Origin of the sequence: Bacillus sp. PS196 (assembly GCF_037963555.1) — a bacterium.
GTDB classification, from domain to species: Bacteria; Bacillota; Bacilli; order Bacillales; family Bacillaceae; genus Bacillus; species Bacillus subtilis.
Genome location: NZ_CP150159.1, coordinates 1,959,788 through 1,975,773, shown reverse-complemented (window position 1 = coordinate 1,975,773; position 15,986 = coordinate 1,959,788). Strand labels below are relative to the sequence as shown.

25 protein-coding genes and 1 pseudogene are annotated in these 15,986 nt (G+C 40.3%); 8 read left to right on the top strand and 18 right to left on the bottom strand.

The features are described 5' to 3' along the window. Positions 1-75 precede the first annotated feature (75 nt). Together plsY and NST79_RS10160 are read left to right on the top strand one after the other, a co-directional pair. Positions 76-657, top strand: coding sequence for a glycerol-3-phosphate 1-O-acyltransferase PlsY (gene plsY, locus NST79_RS10165; protein ID WP_003231560.1), 582 nt, complete (start codon positions 76-78; stop codon positions 655-657). 87 nt (positions 658-744) lie between these two features. After that, positions 745-1,032: a HesB/YadR/YfhF family protein gene (locus NST79_RS10160; protein ID WP_003231562.1), complete on the top strand. Its 288-nt coding sequence runs from the start codon at positions 745-747 to the stop codon at positions 1,030-1,032. Positions 1,033-1,062: 30 nt separating this feature from the next. Here the strand turns inward: NST79_RS10160 and NST79_RS10155 are convergent, their stop codons facing one another. The 7 genes from NST79_RS10155 to acnA form a co-directional block, all read right to left on the bottom strand. Further along, positions 1,063-1,362, bottom strand: coding sequence for a hypothetical protein (locus NST79_RS10155; protein WP_029726676.1), 300 nt, complete (start codon positions 1,360-1,362; stop codon positions 1,063-1,065). Between the two features lie 15 nt (positions 1,363-1,377). Next, the gene (locus NST79_RS10150; protein WP_212059646.1) at positions 1,378-1,794 is read right to left on the bottom strand and encodes a YbgC/FadM family acyl-CoA thioesterase; all 417 of its coding nucleotides are present in this window, start codon (positions 1,792-1,794) and stop codon (positions 1,378-1,380) included. Between the two features lie 84 nt (positions 1,795-1,878). Beyond that, positions 1,879-2,130, bottom strand: coding sequence for a small acid-soluble spore protein Tlp (tlp, locus tag NST79_RS10145; RefSeq protein ID WP_003231568.1), 252 nt, complete (start codon positions 2,128-2,130; stop codon positions 1,879-1,881). A 36-nt stretch (positions 2,131-2,166) separates the two neighbouring features. Beyond that, complete coding sequence (gene sspN / locus NST79_RS10140) at positions 2,167-2,313, bottom strand: acid-soluble spore protein SspN (protein ID WP_003231569.1); 147 nt, start codon at positions 2,311-2,313, stop codon at positions 2,167-2,169. Between the two features lie 64 nt (positions 2,314-2,377). Beyond that, positions 2,378-2,503, bottom strand: a complete 126-nt coding sequence (locus NST79_RS10135) for an FbpB family small basic protein (protein ID WP_003244964.1) — start codon at positions 2,501-2,503, stop codon at positions 2,378-2,380. Between the two features lie 80 nt (positions 2,504-2,583). Continuing rightward, the gene (locus NST79_RS10130; RefSeq protein ID WP_212059644.1) at positions 2,584-3,096 is read right to left on the bottom strand and encodes a redoxin domain-containing protein; all 513 of its coding nucleotides are present in this window, start codon (positions 3,094-3,096) and stop codon (positions 2,584-2,586) included. 71 nt (positions 3,097-3,167) lie between these two features. Then, positions 3,168-5,897 (bottom strand): aconitate hydratase AcnA, encoded by a 2,730-nt coding sequence (acnA, locus tag NST79_RS10125; protein WP_003231573.1) that lies wholly within the window; start codon positions 5,895-5,897, stop codon positions 3,168-3,170. A gap of 228 nt (positions 5,898-6,125) precedes the next feature. Here acnA and sspO point away from each other — a divergent pair, with 228 nt between their 5' ends. The 4 genes from sspO to yneK all read left to right on the top strand — a co-directional run bounded on the left by sspO (position 6,126) and on the right by yneK (position 7,586). Then, positions 6,126-6,272, top strand: coding sequence for an acid-soluble spore protein SspO (gene sspO / locus NST79_RS10120; protein WP_003244839.1), 147 nt, complete (start codon positions 6,126-6,128; stop codon positions 6,270-6,272). Positions 6,273-6,303: 31 nt separating this feature from the next. Next, positions 6,304-6,450 (top strand): small acid-soluble spore protein P, encoded by a 147-nt coding sequence (locus tag NST79_RS10115; protein ID WP_003221237.1) that lies wholly within the window; start codon positions 6,304-6,306, stop codon positions 6,448-6,450. Positions 6,451-6,530: 80 nt separating this feature from the next. Then, positions 6,531-6,923, top strand: coding sequence for an outer spore coat protein CotM (gene cotM, locus NST79_RS10110; RefSeq protein WP_212059642.1), 393 nt, complete (start codon positions 6,531-6,533; stop codon positions 6,921-6,923). A gap of 234 nt (positions 6,924-7,157) precedes the next feature. Next, positions 7,158-7,586 carry a DynA interaction protein YneK gene (gene yneK / locus NST79_RS10105; RefSeq protein WP_015251998.1) on the top strand — a complete coding sequence of 143 codons (429 nt, stop codon included), beginning with the start codon at positions 7,158-7,160 and terminating at the stop codon, positions 7,584-7,586. A 30-nt stretch (positions 7,587-7,616) separates the two neighbouring features. Here yneK and NST79_RS10100 read toward each other — a convergent pair whose 3' ends face one another. From NST79_RS10100 to ccdA, 3 genes are all read right to left on the bottom strand, one after another. Then, the gene (locus NST79_RS10100) at positions 7,617-8,108 is read right to left on the bottom strand and encodes a CcdC family protein (RefSeq protein WP_010886519.1); all 492 of its coding nucleotides are present in this window, start codon (positions 8,106-8,108) and stop codon (positions 7,617-7,619) included. A 78-nt stretch (positions 8,109-8,186) separates the two neighbouring features. Beyond that, positions 8,187-8,549, bottom strand: a complete 363-nt coding sequence (locus NST79_RS10095) for a response regulator (protein WP_003245707.1) — start codon at positions 8,547-8,549, stop codon at positions 8,187-8,189. 88 nt (positions 8,550-8,637) lie between these two features. Further along, positions 8,638-9,345, bottom strand: a complete 708-nt coding sequence (gene ccdA / locus NST79_RS10090) for a cytochrome c biogenesis protein CcdA (protein WP_212059640.1) — start codon at positions 9,343-9,345, stop codon at positions 8,638-8,640. Between the two features lie 219 nt (positions 9,346-9,564). Between ccdA and ynzD the strand changes: the two genes are divergently transcribed. Further along, positions 9,565-9,738: an aspartyl-phosphate phosphatase YnzD gene (gene ynzD / locus NST79_RS10085; RefSeq protein ID WP_010886518.1), complete on the top strand. Its 174-nt coding sequence runs from the start codon at positions 9,565-9,567 to the stop codon at positions 9,736-9,738. A 73-nt stretch (positions 9,739-9,811) separates the two neighbouring features. Here the strand turns inward: ynzD and NST79_RS10080 are convergent, their stop codons facing one another. The 6 genes from NST79_RS10080 to yneA all read right to left on the bottom strand — a co-directional run bounded on the left by NST79_RS10080 (position 9,812) and on the right by yneA (position 14,173). Beyond that, the gene (locus tag NST79_RS10080; RefSeq protein WP_003221221.1) at positions 9,812-10,030 is read right to left on the bottom strand and encodes a YneF family protein; all 219 of its coding nucleotides are present in this window, start codon (positions 10,028-10,030) and stop codon (positions 9,812-9,814) included. Between the two features lie 85 nt (positions 10,031-10,115). Further along, complete coding sequence (sirA, locus tag NST79_RS10075; protein WP_003231591.1) at positions 10,116-10,562, bottom strand: sporulation inhibitor of replication protein SirA; 447 nt, start codon at positions 10,560-10,562, stop codon at positions 10,116-10,118. Positions 10,563-10,714: 152 nt separating this feature from the next. Beyond that, complete coding sequence (tkt, locus tag NST79_RS10070) at positions 10,715-12,718, bottom strand: transketolase (RefSeq protein ID WP_014476936.1); 2,004 nt, start codon at positions 12,716-12,718, stop codon at positions 10,715-10,717. A 168-nt stretch (positions 12,719-12,886) separates the two neighbouring features. Beyond that, complete coding sequence (locus NST79_RS10065; RefSeq protein ID WP_003231595.1) at positions 12,887-13,120, bottom strand: DUF896 domain-containing protein; 234 nt, start codon at positions 13,118-13,120, stop codon at positions 12,887-12,889. 63 nt (positions 13,121-13,183) lie between these two features. Then, positions 13,184-13,837 (bottom strand): recombinase family protein, encoded by a 654-nt coding sequence (locus NST79_RS10060; protein WP_015383764.1) that lies wholly within the window; start codon positions 13,835-13,837, stop codon positions 13,184-13,186. Between the two features lie 18 nt (positions 13,838-13,855). Further along, the gene (gene yneA, locus NST79_RS10055; RefSeq protein WP_015252003.1) at positions 13,856-14,173 is read right to left on the bottom strand and encodes a cell division suppressor protein YneA; all 318 of its coding nucleotides are present in this window, start codon (positions 14,171-14,173) and stop codon (positions 13,856-13,858) included. Between the two features lie 149 nt (positions 14,174-14,322). Here yneA and lexA point away from each other — a divergent pair, with 149 nt between their 5' ends. Then, a complete protein-coding gene (gene lexA / locus NST79_RS10050) occupies positions 14,323-14,940 on the top strand; it encodes a transcriptional repressor LexA (RefSeq protein WP_003238209.1) in 618 nt (205 codons plus the stop codon). Positions 14,941-15,226: 286 nt separating this feature from the next. On the opposite strand, the pseudogene NST79_RS10045 reads toward lexA, so the two are convergent. Continuing rightward, positions 15,227-15,566: pseudogene (locus tag NST79_RS10045) on the bottom strand (hypothetical protein). Further along, a complete protein-coding gene (fosM, locus tag NST79_RS10040) occupies positions 15,490-15,909 on the bottom strand; it encodes a FosM family fosfomycin resistance protein (RefSeq protein ID WP_014479937.1) in 420 nt (139 codons plus the stop codon). The pseudogene NST79_RS10045 and the gene fosM overlap by 77 nt, the downstream one beginning before the upstream one ends. Between the last annotated feature and the right edge of the window lie 77 nt (positions 15,910-15,986).

Below are 15,986 nucleotides of genomic sequence, written 5' to 3'. Positions count from 1 at the left end.
AAAAAAACTTATCATCAGATCATGACATCTCATGTTAAAATAAAAAGAAGGGAATTTGAAAAAGGAGAAATGTAGATGTTAATTGCTTTATTGATTATTTTGGCCTACTTGATAGGCAGCATTCCATCTGGCTTAATTGTGGGCAAGCTTGCCAAGGGAATTGATATTCGGGAGCACGGAAGCGGCAACTTAGGCGCTACCAATGCATTCCGTACATTGGGTGTAAAAGCTGGTTCGGTCGTCATAGCCGGAGATATTTTGAAAGGGACACTGGCAACTGCATTGCCTTTTCTCATGCATGTTGATATTCACCCGCTTCTTGCAGGAGTCTTTGCGGTTTTAGGCCACGTGTTTCCCATCTTCGCCAAATTTAAAGGCGGTAAAGCCGTGGCGACATCAGGAGGCGTTTTGCTGTTTTACGCACCCCTGTTATTTATCACGATGGTTGCGGTATTCTTCATCTTTTTATACTTGACTAAATTTGTTTCTCTCTCATCGATGTTAACAGGGATCTATACTGTTATATATAGTTTCTTTGTCCATGATACGTATTTATTGATTGTCGTTACCCTGCTCACTATTTTTGTGATATACAGACACCGAGCGAACATTAAACGAATTATCAATAAAACAGAACCTAAAGTAAAATGGCTATAAGCTTAAAAAACTTCTCTTTTGACACAGAATAGCCTAATACGTTTATAATAGAGAAAATTCAAATGAAGAACAAAGGGGTGTTCTGTTATGAATATGACAATTAACGAAGACGCATTGAACTGGTATAAAGAAGAACTCGATTTGGAAAGCGGAGACCAGGTTCGCTTTTTCGTCCGTTATGGAGGCTGCAGCAACGTTCAAAAGGGTTTTTCTCTCGGTGTAGCGAAAGATGCCCCACAAGAGGCTGGAGTCACTGCAGAAGCTGATGGTATTACCTTCTTTATTGAAGAAAGTGATTTATGGTACTTTGATAACCACGACCTTCTTGTCAGCTATTCAGAAGACGCTGATGAACCGGTTTTTGAATACCAATAAAAAAGAACGCACTTCATGTGCGTTCTTTTTTTACAAATGAAATCGTATAAGATGATCGGTTAGGTTTTCTTGTTCCAAAACATATTTTTGTGTTTCACCCAGCAGATCAAAGTGGGGAAATTCACTTTTCTTATGGATCCATTCTTTTTTTAACCCGTACGCCGCTCCCCACTGAACCAGCTTATCAATGTCTGCACAACCGGCTTTTGTTACAGTCCTTGCTCCCGGAAATCGGTCATCCAGCCAGTAATGTGTTAAAAATGCGATTTCTCCTCTTTTCACAGCTTGTTTCCACCGGTTAAGTTCCTCCCGTTTCACACCAAACGCCATATCCCGTTCACTTCCCTATTTTTTGGCCTTTTCATATGCTGTGTGCCAATCAGGAAAAGCTTTGCGGAATTGAATTGGCTTAAAGCTTTCTTTATCCACACAAATATGAGATGAGGTGGCTTTGATGGAAAGCTCACCGGCCGGATTATAAATGTGATAACCATAGACGGTTTTAAAGCCGTTATATTCCTCTATCCATGTATGTACAACCGCGGTTTCTCCGTAATGAAGCGGCTTTTTATAGGAAATATTGATATCAACGACTGGGGACAGAACGCCTTTTTTTTCCATATCACTATATAAAAAGCCTAAGTCCTTAATCAAGGCCGTTCTGCCGACCTCCATCCACACAAGATAATTTGCGTGATAGACAATCCCCATTTGATCTGTTTCTGCATAACGCACTTCTATTTCTTTTTTTGATACATGCAAGATTACTCTGCTCCCTTAACGTCAATTTAGCCCCATTTTACCATAATCAAATCAGAAAGAAAAAAACCAGGTTTCCCTGGTTTTTTAAGAACGGTATCCGTTTTGTCTCGCTGCAGATTCGTCCTGTATTTCATTACGAAACGCTTCAATGCTCTGTTCGCGCCTTGCATTTTTTTCTTTGATACGCTGTTTATCTTCTCCTGAAGCAAACTCCATTGATGCTTCTGCTTCTTCTATATTTTCAATTGTATTTTGAACCATATCCTGCAATTTTTCCACATTGTCAGAACGATCATCAGGATTAGGCTGCTGATATTGATTTTGGTTCTTTGTCATTCGGATGTACCTCCTAGAAATAAACTCGAATTTTCGCTACTCGCCTTTTGTCTGCATGATAATCGGCCGCTGTCCTGAAGTATCATGCATTTTTTCCCCTTTATTGGCTTTATATTTTACAGGCTTTGTACCCAAGTGGCTTGGAGCATATTGAGGCTGACCGTTTTTCTTGTTGTTTCCCATGTTTATCCCTCCTCAACAGATAGGTTTCTCAAAAGGAGGGGTAAACATGAATACAAATTAAAGGTTATTTTTGCTTAAATCGCTGTTCAAGCTTTTCCTCAAGCTGATTTAAATACTCTGTATTGGTCATCAGCTCTTTTTTGTTTTCCATGACGAGCTCATGAAAAGAACGTTTTCTCATCTTCTTCACGCTTCTCACCTCCGCATATTCTTTTATTTTTTCCAATTCTGAAAACTTGTAAGCATATCTGAGCATAAAAAAAACTGAATCTAATCAAGATCCAGTTTTTGTTCCATTTCTTTTTTTGTCATGGTGCCAACGTGTATGTCTTGGATAACACCTTTTTCATCTAAGATATATGTCGTTGGATATGACATCACGTTATAGTCAGCATTGATCCCTTTTTTATCAATCAGAATGGGGAATGTTAAATCATACGTATCAGCAAACGCTCTGACCTGTTTCTCACTTTTCTCAGCTGAAGTGAAATTTACCGCAACAACCGCAAGTTTGTCGGCGTACTCTTTTTGCAGCTTTTCCATCGCAGGCATTTCCTGACGGCACGGTTTACACCAAGTTGCCCAAAAATTGAGCAGCACTTTTTTGCCTTTTGCATCCTGTAAAGAGCTTTTCTTCCCTGACAGCGTTTTCAAAGAAAAATCAGGTGCTTGTTGCCCCTCTTGAATTCCGACTTCTTTTTTGCTGTATGTTTGATATAAATTCCATCCCGTATAACCGGCAAGCATGATAAGCAGGATCCCTGCGAGCCATTTTTTCAGCATATGCCACCTCCGCAGCACATTGTGTCATAAAAAGAAGAGAAAGCGAAATGCCTTCTCTTCCTATTGATTCATCAGGACTGCTTCATTTTTTCACGAAGCACCATTTGAAGGATGCCGCCATGGCGGTAGTAATCAATTTCAACTTCACTATCAAAGCGGACGACTGCTTCAAAAGTTGTTACATTGCCGTCTTCATTGATTGCTCTTACAGTCACAAGGTCACGAGGACGAACTGTTTCATCAACATCTACCTCGATGACTTCTTTACCCGTTAAGCCGAGCGTATCCGCATTTTCACCTTGTTTAAACTGAAGCGGCAGCACACCCATGAATACAAGGTTGCTTCTGTGGATTCTTTCAAAGCTCTCTGCAATGACCGTTCTGATGCCGAGAAGGTTTGTTCCTTTTGCAGCCCAGTCACGTGAAGATCCCATACCATAGTCTTTTCCTGCTAATACGACAAGACCGGTTTTATCTTCTTTGTATTTCATGCATGCATCATAGATGGATGTTACTTCACCAGTCGGCCAGTACGTCGTAAATCCGCCTTCTGTACCCGGTGCGATTTGGTTTTTGATGCGAATGTTGGCAAATGTTCCTCTCATCATGACTTCATGGTTTCCACGGCGGGAGCCGTAGGAGTTAAAGTCACGAGGTGAAACACCTTTTTCTTGCAAATACTTTCCGGCAGGCGTATCTTTTCCGATTGCCCCCGCAGGAGAAATATGGTCAGTTGTGACTGAATCGCCGAATTTACCGACAACTCGCAAACCTTTTAATGGTTCAACCTTGCCTGGCTCAACAGACATTTCTTCGAAGAATGGCGGGTTTTGAATGTAAGTTGACTCGCTATCCCATTTATATAATGCTTCATCTGTTGTTTCAATTTCGTTCCAGCGCTTGTTGTCATCAAATACTGTTTCATACTCTTTGCGGAATAGCTCTGGCGTAACAGTTTGCTTAACAAGTGCATTGATTTCGTCCATTGACGGCCAAATATCATTAAAGTATACGTTTTGACCATCCTTGCCCACACCGATTGGATCGGTTTTCAAGTTAATGTTTACCGTTCCAGCCAGCGCATATGCCACAACAAGCGGCGGTGAAGCAAGATAGTTGCCTTTAACAAGCGGGTGAATACGTCCTTCAAAGTTACGGTTTCCGGAAAGGACAGACGTAATCAGAAGATCATTTTTCGCAACCGCTTCTTCGATTTCCGGTGAAAGCGGACCTGAGTTCCCGATACATGTTGTACAGCCGTACCCAACGAGGTTAAAGCCAAGCTCTTTCATGTATGGAAGAAGGCCTGAATTCACAAGATATCCTGTAACAACTTTAGAACCCGGTGCAAGTGACGTTTTCACGTAATTAGGCACCTTAAGCCCTAACTCAACCGCTTTTTTCGCTACCAGTCCGGCGCCGATCAGAACGTATGGGTTTGATGTATTTGTACAGCTTGTAATCGCAGCAATGGCTATCGCACCCGTTTTCATAACTGTTTCTTCGCCGTTAAGGAGTTTAAACTTAATTTCTTTATTTTCTTCCTCAGCATTTAAACCGAATCCTTGGTTACCTGCAGGGCTGACTAATTGCTTTTTAAACGTTTCCTGCATAGCAGATAGCGGGATCAAATCCTGAGGACGCTTTGGACCCGATAAGTTTGCTTCAATTTGAGACAGGTCAATTTCAACCACATCAGTAAATTGAGGGTCTTCCGCATCTGGAGTGTAGAACAAGCCATTGCTTCTGCAGTATGCTTCAACAACATCAATATGTTCAGGATCACGGCCAGTGAGGCGCAGGTAGTTAAGCGCTTCTTCATCTACTGGGAAGAATCCGCATGTAGCACCGTATTCCGGAGCCATATTCGCAATTGTTGCGCGATCTGCAAGCGGCAGTTCAGCAATTCCCGGTCCGAAGAATTCAACAAATTTACCGACAACGCCTTTTTCACGCAGCACTTGTGTTACTTTTAACGCCAAGTCAGTAGCTGTTGTTCCGTTTGGAAGCTTGCCGACAAGTTTCGCGCCGATTACCTCTGGAACTGGGAAGTAAGAAGGCTGTCCAAGCATTCCCGCTTCAGCTTCAATTCCACCGACACCCCAGCCGAGAACACCGATACCGTTAATCATTGTTGTGTGTGAGTCTGTTCCGACAAGCGTATCAGGATACGTTACAAGCTCGCCGTCTTCTTCAATGGCATGGACAACACTTGCCAAGAACTCAAGGTTGACCTGGTGCACAATACCTGTTGCAGGCGGCACTGCCTGATAATTATTAAACGCTTTCTTTGCCCAGCTTAAAAATTTGTAGCGCTCTGCATTTCTTTCGAATTCCAAGTCCATATTTACTGCTAATGCATCTTCTGTACCCGCTTTATCTACCTGTACAGAGTGGTCGATAACGAGATCAACAGGAATTTCAGGGTTGATTTTATCAGGATCTCCGCCGACAGCTGCCATTGCTTTACGCAGTGAAGCCAGATCTACTACTGCCGGAACCCCTGTGAAGTCTTGTAAAATAACTCGAGACGGTTTGAACGGAACGTCGATATCCTTTAATTCGGCAGTTCCCCATTTTGCCAAATTTTCCACGTGTTCTTTTTTGATAACGAAGCCGTCAACTTGACGCAATACTGATTCTAAAAGAACTTTGATGGAATAAGGAAGCTTCGAAACCTTTCCTATACCTGAATCTTCTAACGCTTTTAAAGAGTAGTAATGATATGTTTTCCCATTTGTAGTAAACGTTTTTCTCGCTTGGAAAACGTCTTTTGCTGCAGTTTTTTGCTCGTTTGCCATTCTCCAAAATCCCCCTTCAGATCAGATCATTCTCAGATGAACATTACATTCCATCACAATTTTCTCACAATTTCATATTAAAACAAAATCATACATAAGTAAATATCAATGTTTTTATTAAATACAATAAGTTCGACTTATGAGAAAAAATGTACCGGTAATTTTTACTGTTTACGCTCTCTCATATAACACAATAAAAGAAGCCATATTATGATTGAGGTGATAATGATGGTCAAAAGAAAAGCGAATCACGTCATTAACGGAATGAATGACGCAAAAAGCCAAGGCAAAGGCGCCGGCTATATTGAAAACGACCAGCTTGTACTGACTGAAGCAGAACGCCAAAATAACAAAAAAAGAAAAACCAATCAATAACACCGAACTCTTTTAAGGAGGTTCTCATTTTATGACCAATAAGAATACAAGTAAAGATATGCATAAAAACGCTCCTAAAGGACACAATCCCGGCCAACCCGAGCCTCTAAGCGGAAGCAAAAAAGTAAAAAACCGAAACCATACAAGACAAAAGCACAACTCAAGCCATGATATGTAAGAAAAGCAGACCTTAGTGTCTGTTTTTTTATGCGTTCACCCATTTATAATCCACCGCATATGATGTAAAGCAAGGTTGATATGTGGAGGAATGCTTCCATGGACCATTCAAAACGCAACGATGCAAATGATTTCGATAGTATGGATGAATGGCTTCGGCAATTTTTTGAAGACCCCTTCGCCTGGTACGACGAAACATTGCCTATTGATTTATATGAAACAAGTCAGCAGTATATTATAGAAGCGGATCTGACTTTTTTACAGCCTACACAAGTAACAGTTACCCTTTCTGGATGCGAGTTCATCTTAACTGTCAAATCGTCAGGACAGACTTTTGAAAAACAAATGATGCTTCCTTTTTATTTTAATGACAAAAACATTCAAGCCGAATGCGAAAATCAAATACTCACAGTCGCCGTCAATAAAGAAACAGAAGATGGCTCTTCTTTTTCTCTTCAATTTCCTCTCAGCTAAACATAAAAAGTCACTTTCATCCCCTATTATGAAAGTGACTTTTTTTCCGTCCATTTATCGTCAAATACCCTCTAGTGACTCTCCCATGGCCAAATAGCAGATTCACTATACAATAGAATATGATCTACTATCTCTTTTGACTAGACGTCTATCACTTTTTTCTATTCTTTTTTTTACTGTGTTCTTCTAATCTCTCTTCGTATACAATATGGTTAGAATAAGGGGGAATGATTGATGCTGGAAGGATGGTTTTTATGGTTTATTCTGTTTTGGGTGATCATGATGGTAGTCTTATTATCAATCGGCGGTTTTTTCATGTTTCGAAAGTTTTTAAAGCGTTTACCAAAAGAGGACGGCAGATCAGAGCTTGATTGGCAGGATTACTATATTGAAAACAGCAGACATTTATGGAACGATGAAAACAAACAGTTTCTAGATGAATTGACTGCGCCGGTGCCAGAGCTGTTCAGAGATGCAGCAAAAGCTAAAATCGCAGGCAAAATCGGTGAGCTTGCAATAAAAGAAAAGGTAGCAAAGATTGATCAGCAACTTATGATCAAAGGCTATATTCTCGCAACTCCTAAAAGAGACCATACCTTCTTAAAAAGGCATCTGCGGGACAAAAAAATCGATTTGGAACCTTATCAGACCCTTCTCAAATAAAAAACCTTTCCTGAAAAGAGGAAAGGTTTTTTAATTCATTTGAATATTAGATGACTGTAGCTCGTTATGAAGTTTTCGATATGATAAATACATGGCGATTCTCCAAGGCACAATCATACCGAAAGCCAGAATCCAAAACATTCCGCTCAGTGCACCATAATCAATTGATGTGCTCAAGATCGATTTCATCACGATTCTGATCACCAAAAGACCGACTAATATAAAAACAAATGCTTTAGAGCGTTTCATGTAAATTTCATTATTTTTAATTTCGAACTTAGAAGTTTTGATTAGAAAAATAGAGAAAATCACACCTAAAGTGAATGCTTCCAAAAACTCTGCACCAGTTACCCAAAATACCGGAAATAAAAACATTAACGCTCCCGTACTCATAAAAATCGGCGGAAGAATGATTTTTTTTGGTGAAACAGGCTTGTCAGAGGACTTTATTCTGACCACCATCACAGCTACAGCCATTAACACAGCAATAATCGATGAAACTATAATCATCATACTTATCATTCCTTTGTTTCTCGGAGTGTTGATACTATATACTATACTCCAAAACAATAAAAAAAACCATTTTGAAAAGAAATGACTTTAATGTCCCATAACGCGGCTTACAGCTTCCAGCACTTTTGTTTCCTCAAACGGCTTAACAATAAAATCCTTTGCCCCCAGCTCAATTGCTTCCGTTACAATTCTTTGCTGGCGCATGGCGGTGCACATGATGACCTTCGCTTTAGGATCAAAGGTTAAGATATCACGAAGCGCTTTTATGCCGTTTTTCACCGGCATTGTAATATCCATTGTCACAAGGTCCGGGCGCAGTTTTTTATACAGGTCCGCTGCTTGTTCACCGTCCGCCGCTTCGCCTGCGATTATGTAATTTGCCTCTTCCAAGATCTCTCTGATTTTCACTCTCATGAACTTGGCGTCGTCTACAACTAAAACTCTTGTCATATTCCCCTCCAACAATCGATTTCCACAGATAATAGTCTTATTGTACCAAAAACAAAAGGATTAGTAGTAGTACGAAAGTAATTTACCGTCAAAAACCAGTAAAGCCTCCAAAAAGATCTGACAGCAAAATAATGATCAGGCTCATCCAATTAAAGAATAACAGCACACCAATCACAATCATCAAAACGCCGCCAGCTTTCATAATGAAAAGCTGGTTCTTCCTTATCCACTTCAGCTTTGTGATAAAAAAAGACAATAAAAGAAACGGTACCGCAAAACCGAGTACATATAACATCATGTATGGCACCGCTGAGCCCGGATTGGTGCCTGCAAGTGTGATAACAGCAGCTAATATCGGACCGGTACATGGTGTCCATCCAGCTGCAAATGCCATTCCGATTAAGACCGACCCTAAAAACCCGCTTGGTTTATGCTTAAAATGGATTCTCCGCTCTTTCATCATAGCCTCAGGCCGGAACACACCGAGTGTAATGAAACCGAACAAAATAATAAGCAACGCGCCAATATGCCGAATCGCATCGTGATAATCCCTAAACAGGCTGCCAATAAAAGATGTTCCATAGCCTAAAGCAATAAAAATGACTGAAAAGCCAAGCAAAAAACACAAAGTATGAAACAAGCTTCTTTTCTGCAGCAGCAGCTTTTCAGTTTTTACATCGTCCATGCTGACCCCTGTAATATATGACAAAAAAGCTGGGTAAAGCGGCAGGCAGCAAGGCGAAATAAAGGATAAAAACCCCGCTCCGAATGTCAAAAAATAATTCACGTCTCCCATGTCATCATCCCTTCATGATTTGACATTCCTTCAAGTTATGACAAAATCATTTCATTTTTTTAACACTTTCACTTGAAGGATTTCTATTTTCAGAAAAAACTTATATAATTTAATTTGACATTGAGACATTATACTCCTTCTCATTTGAAAATTAGTATAAATATGGATATAATATAAACATTCACTTTGAAGATCTAATGTATGAAAGGATACATCCCTGTGATTAGAGAGCATCTATTAAAAGAAATTGAAAAAAAAAGAGCAGAGCTGCTGCAAATTGTCATGGCGAACGGAATGACATCTCATATTACGATAGAGCTCAGTCAGGAGCTTGACCATCTTCTCATACAATATCAAAAGCAGCGCCTTCGAGCAGTAGCGGGTGATGAATGATTGCAAAATAAAAAACCCGTATAAGGGTTTTTTATTTTATAACCATGTTTCTCTATATCATAATCTTTACGTATTATTTCGTTTGATTATTCATGGCTTTCATCATTTGATTGATTTTCTTTTGAGAAGGTTTCATTCCCATTTGCATCATCATCATGCGTAACATTTGTTCATTAATAGGCGGATTCTTTTTCAGGTAGCTCATCATATATTTACGAGCAATAAAAAACCCGAGTGCAACACCTATGAGCAATGCAACAACGCCCACTAGGATGCCAACCCATAAAGTCATTTTATTTCCTCCTTCATGTTGTCTAGTTTAAAGTGTACTAAACCAAAAGCTATTATACAACATTTACATCTCTTTTTCTTCGGTTTTAGACAAAATTTCTTTCTTTCACCGGATTTAGCCATCCGTAACGCTTCGAATTGAAATCCATTGCTAAAAAGCAAGGGCTTACTTTTCTTAACACTTCAAAGAATATCGTTTCTGCCTCGTAATCTCCCGAAGCCACAATTTCTATCATGTGCTCCTTCATCATAAACGTCGCGTGGCCTTTTGCTTTCGGCAAAGCTATTCTATAAATATAATCCAGCTGCCTGTAATCCGTCTTGTTTAAATTCATTTTTAACCGCTGATGCATATGTAAAATCGGGATTGGTTGTGTAATATATTGAATCTGTTTCTCTGTCATTTCATACTGCTGCTTTTCAAGGCTTGTCCAATGATAGTCTTGAAACAGCTCAAACATAACCGATTCCCGGCCGAAATAGTGATTGGCAAATTCCTCTTTGATCAGGTACGTATAGTAGTGACGTTCCATCTTTTCATCCCCTTTTCCAGCAGCATTTCATTTGCTCTCTATTATACAAAAGAAGAAAAGAAAGAATTGTCTATTACTGTTAAACAGCCAATACTATTTTTGTCGGATAAACAAGAAAAAGAGGATGATTTGACTCATCCTCTTTCAAAAGCTTACTTATTGATTAATGCCTTAACTCGATTCACTACGTTCGGAACTGAGAAGCCGTATTCGTTAATGATGGTTTCACCTGGAGCAGATGCACCGAATCGGTCTATGCCGAGAACGTCACCTTCAAGCCCTGTGTATTTGCCCCATCCAAATGATGAGCCCATTTCAATTGCAAGACGTTTTTTCACATCTGCAGGAAGGACTTCGTTTTTGTATTCATCAGATTGTTTCTCAAAACGGTCCATTGAAGGCATGCTGACAACAGAAACATCGATATTTTCTTTTGCCAATTCAGCCTGCGCTTCAATTGCAAGACCTACCTCGGATCCGGAGGCAATGAGAAGAGCGTCAGGTGTTTCGTTTTTAGATTTAGAAACGACATATGCACCTTTTTCTACTCCTGCCAATGCTTCTTCAGCTGTTTGATCGATGGTAGGAAGGTTTTGACGTGTAAGCACTAGCGCTGTTGGGTGGTCAGTGCTTTGCACTGCAAGCTTCCATGCTGCTGCTGTCTCATTGCCGTCTGCTGGACGGATCAAAGAAAGGTTAGGCATCGCACGGAGTGAAGCAAGCTGTTCAACAGGCTCGTGCGTCGGACCGTCTTCACCAACCGCAATACTGTCATGTGTGAAGACATATGTCACAGGAAGGCCCATTAACGCTGCAAGGCGAATCGCAGGACGCAGGTAATCAGAGAAGACAAAGAAAGTTCCGCCGAATACACGAAGACCGCCATGAAGCGCCATACCGTTTAAGGCTGCACCCATCGCAAATTCACGTACACCAAACCAGAAGTTTTTGCCTGAGTAATCAACCGCTGTAAAATCACCGGCATTTTTAATAGTCGTTTTGTTCGATCCCGCTAGGTCAGCAGAACCTCCGACAAAGAAAGGAATTTTTTTCGCAAGTCCGTTGAGAACTTCACCGGAAGATGCACGGGATGCCAGGCTGCTTCCTTTTTCATACACAGGAACCTCTTGATCCCAGTCCTTCGGAAGCTCTCCTTTGATTGCCAGTTCAAGCTGTTCAGCAAGTTCAGGATAAACTTCTTTATATTTAGCGAATTGAGCATTCCATTCTTGTTCTTTTTTCTCACCTGATTCTTTAACAGCTGCAGCGAAATGCTCATAAACTTCTGACGGAACGTAGAAGTCTTCTTCATATGTCCACGCGTAAGCTTCTTTTGTTAATTTGCTTTCCTCTTTACCAAGCGGCGCACCGTGAACACCGGATGTACCGGCACGGTTAGGTGAACCGAATCCGATTGTCGTTTTCACTTCAATTAATGTAGGTTTCTTTTCATTTTGGCGTGCTTTTTCGATAGCCGCTGTTAATTCTTCAATATTGTTTCCATCCTCAACATAAAGAACTTCCCAATTCATTGCTTCAAAACGCTGTTTCACGTTTTCAGAGAATGAACGGTCGAGGTCTCCATCAAGAGAGATGTCATTAGAATCGTATAGTACGATCAGACGGCCAAGCTGAAGATGGCCTGCGAGTGAAGCGGCTTCAGAAGAAATACCTTCCATTAAATCACCATCACCGCAAATACTGTATGTATAATGATCGACTACGTTAAATGAATCGCGGTTGTATGTTTCCGCTAAATGGCGTTCAGCAATTGCCATACCGACTGCCATGGCAATTCCTTGGCCAAGCGGACCTGTTGTAGCATCAACACCGGCAGTATGTCCGAATTCCGGATGTCCTGGTGTTTTGCTGCCCCACTGGCGGAATCCCTTAAGATCTTCAATACTAAGATCAAACCCGCTTAAATGAAGCATGCTGTATAATAGTGCTGACCCGTGTCCAGCAGATAAAACAAAACGGTCACGGTTAAACCAGCCAGGGTTTGCCGGACTTACGTTCATAAATTTTGTCCACAGCGTGTATGCCATTGGAGCGGCTCCCATCGGCATCCCTGGGTGACCAGAATTTGCTTTTTCAATAGCGTCTATTGACAGTGTGCGAATGGTAGCAACTGATTTCTTTTCAATTGTATCCATAAAAATCCCCTTCCTTATGTGTTGTACCCTTACATCATAAATGTCTGACGACTTTTTCTCAACTGTTTCAGCTTAAATTTGAGAGAAACTTGTTGAATTTTGTCACATAAGAGTTTTGATTATAGTATATGCAAAAGAGGAATACGATATTGCCGTATTCCTCTTATATTAGTGAAGTTTGTTATTTCTTTGTTCTCTTTTTAGCTTTTCTGGTGTTACATCATTGCCTTCTGGGTCAATGATTTTCACGCTTTTTAACGTGTTCTTCATAGAAGAACGAAAACCTTTCAAATACTCTTGACGGAGCTTTTGCTGTTCGGCTTTTTCTTCTTCTGTAATAACGCCAGCTTTAGCTTTGGCAGCAAGTTCATTAATTCTGGCAATTTTCGCGTTTGAAATCATGTTAAACTCCTTTATTGCATTTTGTCTATATAGTACTAGATCAAAAAAAGTTTTACAACTGATTCACTCTGCTGTCTCTTCATTCTCTATGTATTCCTGAAAACGCCGGTGAACGGTTGCTTTAGAGACATCATAGCCAAACCCTCTTAGAGTAGCCGCGATTTCAGCAAACGTCAGTTTATTCGCTCTCAGGCGGACGATCTCAGAGATTGGCACCTCTATTTTTTCTTTTCCACTGTTCTCATGTTGGTTTTTTAAGTTTTTTTGCGGTTTAAAACCGTTTTTTACTGCACGTTTCATTCCCCGTCTGATTTTCATGTTGTGAATCTTTCGCTGATACTCTTCCACAATGCTGACGATTTCCAAGACCATTGAGTCAGCCTCCGATAACTCCAGTTCACCTCTATGAGCCGTTGTATAGACTTTCACACCTTCTCTATAAATACAATGAAGCAGTGCGATTTTTGCGTTTCCCCGTCCGAGCCTTGTCTCATCCTGAACCAAAATGACATCAATTCCAGCGTTCTTAATCTCATCAAGCAGCTCAAATACACCATCCCGATCCATTTCATATCCGCTGGCTTTTTCTGAAATCACTTTGACCACTTCCATGCCGTTCTCCGCTGCAATGGCCGTAAGCTCCTCCTCCTGCCGCTTTAATGACGTTTCCTGCTGTTCTTTATTTGTGCTTACACGGGCATAAATGAGTGCTTTCATTTTATCTCTCTTTCCTCTCTATTTTACAGTTGCTAATTCATATGCATCCTGATGCTTCTTTTTCAATGGGATCACTAACTCATCACCCGGCTGGATATCAGAGGTTTGAAGTTGATTTTTATCAGCTACCCATTCAATAAAATCATTTTTGTTTATCTTTTTTGTATCTGCTACCTGATCAGCAATTGACCAGAGTGTGTCGCCTTGCTGGACTTCTATTTTAACATACTGATTAAGCTCTTGGCCGCTGCTTGTATATGACAGCATAAGGATAACCGCGCTCAAAATCACTGTGAACAGACCGACAAAAATAATAGATTCTTTACTCATGATCATAACCTCCAACAGGAATGTTTGTTCGCATTTTTATAATTTCAGTATATACGAACAAACGTTTCTGTCAATTGTTTTTTCGAACCTATGTTTGTACTGTAAGGAAAATCATGCTATAATCTTCTTAAAATCGACGTTTTGAGGTGCGAAAAATGACGAAGCTATCAAAAAGGCAACTTGATATCCTCCGTTTTATTAAAGCAGAGGTTAAATCAAAAGGATATCCGCCTTCCGTGAGAGAGATCGGAGAGGCTGTCGGGCTTGCGTCCAGCTCTACTGTCCACGGCCATTTGGCCCGCTTGGAAACAAAAGGGCTGATCAGACGGGATCCGACAAAACCAAGAGCAATAGAAATTCTTGATGAAGAAGTAGACATTCCGCAAAGCCAGGTCGTTAATGTACCGGTCATCGGGAAAGTCACGGCGGGATCTCCTATTACAGCAGTAGAAAATATTGAAGAATATTTTCCGCTCCCAGACCGCATGGTTCCTCCAGACGAGCATGTATTTATGCTGGAGATTATGGGAGACAGTATGATAGATGCTGGTATTCTCGATAAGGACTATGTCATCGTTAAACAGCAAAACACAGCGAACAATGGGGAAATTGTAGTTGCGATGACAGAAGATGATGAAGCAACTGTAAAACGATTCTATAAAGAGGATACCCACATTCGCTTGCAGCCTGAGAACCCAACGATGGAACCTATCATTTTGCAGAATGTCAGCATTCTAGGGAAAGTGATTGGCGTGTTCAGAACCGTCCATTAATCTATTAATCTATCAGATGAATGAAATAACCCCCTTTTCCTTTACGGAGAGGGGGTTTGTTGTTCAAAAAAAGCAGGCTCGCCCTGACTTTTGGGTGCGAGCCTGAATAGGAGGAAAAAGAACATCATGTTTACACCATAATTATCCACCAAAAGATTGTTGAAGTCAAGAAATTTTCTTTCCTTCAGGAAACTTTTATCAAAATATGAACATTTAAAATATTAGACGCCATCTTCTTAAAAACGTTTCATTTTTTAGGTCGTGGAAGGATACGGTTTCATATTTCTTAAGGGGCGAAGCAATTGAAATATACTGAAAATTTAGTACATAGTTTAATTAGTTCAACATTCTGATAAAACAGCTCGCTTTCTTCATATAAAATGTAATATGTATTTCAATTTCACCTTCACCCAATCACTTGTGCAGTTCAAAAGATATGGCATCGTTGAACAAGTCGGGTAGAAACCTTCCCCAAACATAAAGTCTCCACCAACACCCTTCTTTAAATTTAACCTTATATGAAATATGGTTGTGATATCAAAAGTTTCATCATAAAAAGTGCATATGCGTTTTTTCTTGTTTGTAATATCGAAGCCTGTCTTGAAGGGTTCCGGTATGAAATTCAAATTTGTGGCCGTCAGGGTCGGTAAAATAAATTGATTTTCGATCGCGTTCATCTCGTTCTCTGCCAGGCAGAATATTGACATGAAGTCTTTTTAATTTAGCTGATACCTCCTCAAATTCATGATCTTCAATTGTAAAAGCAATATGGGTATAAGAAAGCTTAATGTCATTTCTCGGGATGTCTGGTTCTTCATTAAGCGCTAGCCAGATGCCGTTCATGTCAAAATATGCAGTTGTTCTTCCCTTTACCAAAAGCTTTGCATCAAACACTTTTTGATAAAAATCAATCGATGTATCCAAATGCGAAACTGAAAATAGCAAGTGATTGATTCCTTTTATCTCCACAAATCATTCCCCCCCCTTGATAGCTGATCATCCACATATACGACTTTTTTCATAAGAAAGTTTCATACAGCTGAAAA

Excerpts from the sequence above, each read along its gene's own strand:
- plsY (WP_003231560.1), top strand. The coding sequence starts at position 76 with ATGTTAATTGCTTTATTGATTATTTTGGCCTACTTGATAGGCAGCATT.
- NST79_RS10160 (WP_003231562.1), top strand. The coding sequence starts at position 745 with ATGAATATGACAATTAACGAAGACGCATTGAACTGGTATAAAGAAGAA.
- NST79_RS10155 (WP_029726676.1), bottom strand. The coding sequence starts at position 1,362 with ATGGCGTTTGGTGTGAAACGGGAGGAACTTAACCGGTGGAAACAAGCT.
- tlp (WP_003231568.1), bottom strand. The coding sequence starts at position 2,130 with ATGACAAAGAACCAAAATCAATATCAGCAGCCTAATCCTGATGATCGT.
- sspN (WP_003231569.1), bottom strand. The coding sequence starts at position 2,313 with ATGGGAAACAACAAGAAAAACGGTCAGCCTCAATATGCTCCAAGCCAC.
- NST79_RS10130 (WP_212059644.1), bottom strand. The coding sequence starts at position 3,096 with ATGCTGAAAAAATGGCTCGCAGGGATCCTGCTTATCATGCTTGCCGGT.
- acnA (WP_003231573.1), bottom strand. The coding sequence starts at position 5,897 with ATGGCAAACGAGCAAAAAACTGCAGCAAAAGACGTTTTCCAAGCGAGA.
- sspO (WP_003244839.1), top strand. The coding sequence starts at position 6,126 with ATGGTCAAAAGAAAAGCGAATCACGTCATTAACGGAATGAATGACGCA.
- NST79_RS10115 (WP_003221237.1), top strand. The coding sequence starts at position 6,304 with ATGACCAATAAGAATACAAGTAAAGATATGCATAAAAACGCTCCTAAA.
- cotM (WP_212059642.1), top strand. The coding sequence starts at position 6,531 with ATGTGGAGGAATGCTTCCATGGACCATTCAAAACGCAACGATGCAAAT.
- yneK (WP_015251998.1), top strand. The coding sequence starts at position 7,158 with ATGCTGGAAGGATGGTTTTTATGGTTTATTCTGTTTTGGGTGATCATG.
- NST79_RS10100 (WP_010886519.1), bottom strand. The coding sequence starts at position 8,108 with ATGATAAGTATGATGATTATAGTTTCATCGATTATTGCTGTGTTAATG.
- NST79_RS10095 (WP_003245707.1), bottom strand. The coding sequence starts at position 8,549 with ATGACAAGAGTTTTAGTTGTAGACGACGCCAAGTTCATGAGAGTGAAA.
- ccdA (WP_212059640.1), bottom strand. The coding sequence starts at position 9,345 with ATGGGAGACGTGAATTATTTTTTGACATTCGGAGCGGGGTTTTTATCC.
- NST79_RS10080 (WP_003221221.1), bottom strand. The coding sequence starts at position 10,030 with ATGACTTTATGGGTTGGCATCCTAGTGGGCGTTGTTGCATTGCTCATA.
- sirA (WP_003231591.1), bottom strand. The coding sequence starts at position 10,562 with ATGGAACGTCACTACTATACGTACCTGATCAAAGAGGAATTTGCCAAT.
- tkt (WP_014476936.1), bottom strand. The coding sequence starts at position 12,718 with ATGGATACAATTGAAAAGAAATCAGTTGCTACCATTCGCACACTGTCA.
- NST79_RS10065 (WP_003231595.1), bottom strand. The coding sequence starts at position 13,120 with ATGATTTCAAACGCGAAAATTGCCAGAATTAATGAACTTGCTGCCAAA.
- NST79_RS10060 (WP_015383764.1), bottom strand. The coding sequence starts at position 13,837 with ATGAAAGCACTCATTTATGCCCGTGTAAGCACAAATAAAGAACAGCAG.
- yneA (WP_015252003.1), bottom strand. The coding sequence starts at position 14,173 with ATGATCATGAGTAAAGAATCTATTATTTTTGTCGGTCTGTTCACAGTG.
- lexA (WP_003238209.1), top strand. The coding sequence starts at position 14,323 with ATGACGAAGCTATCAAAAAGGCAACTTGATATCCTCCGTTTTATTAAA.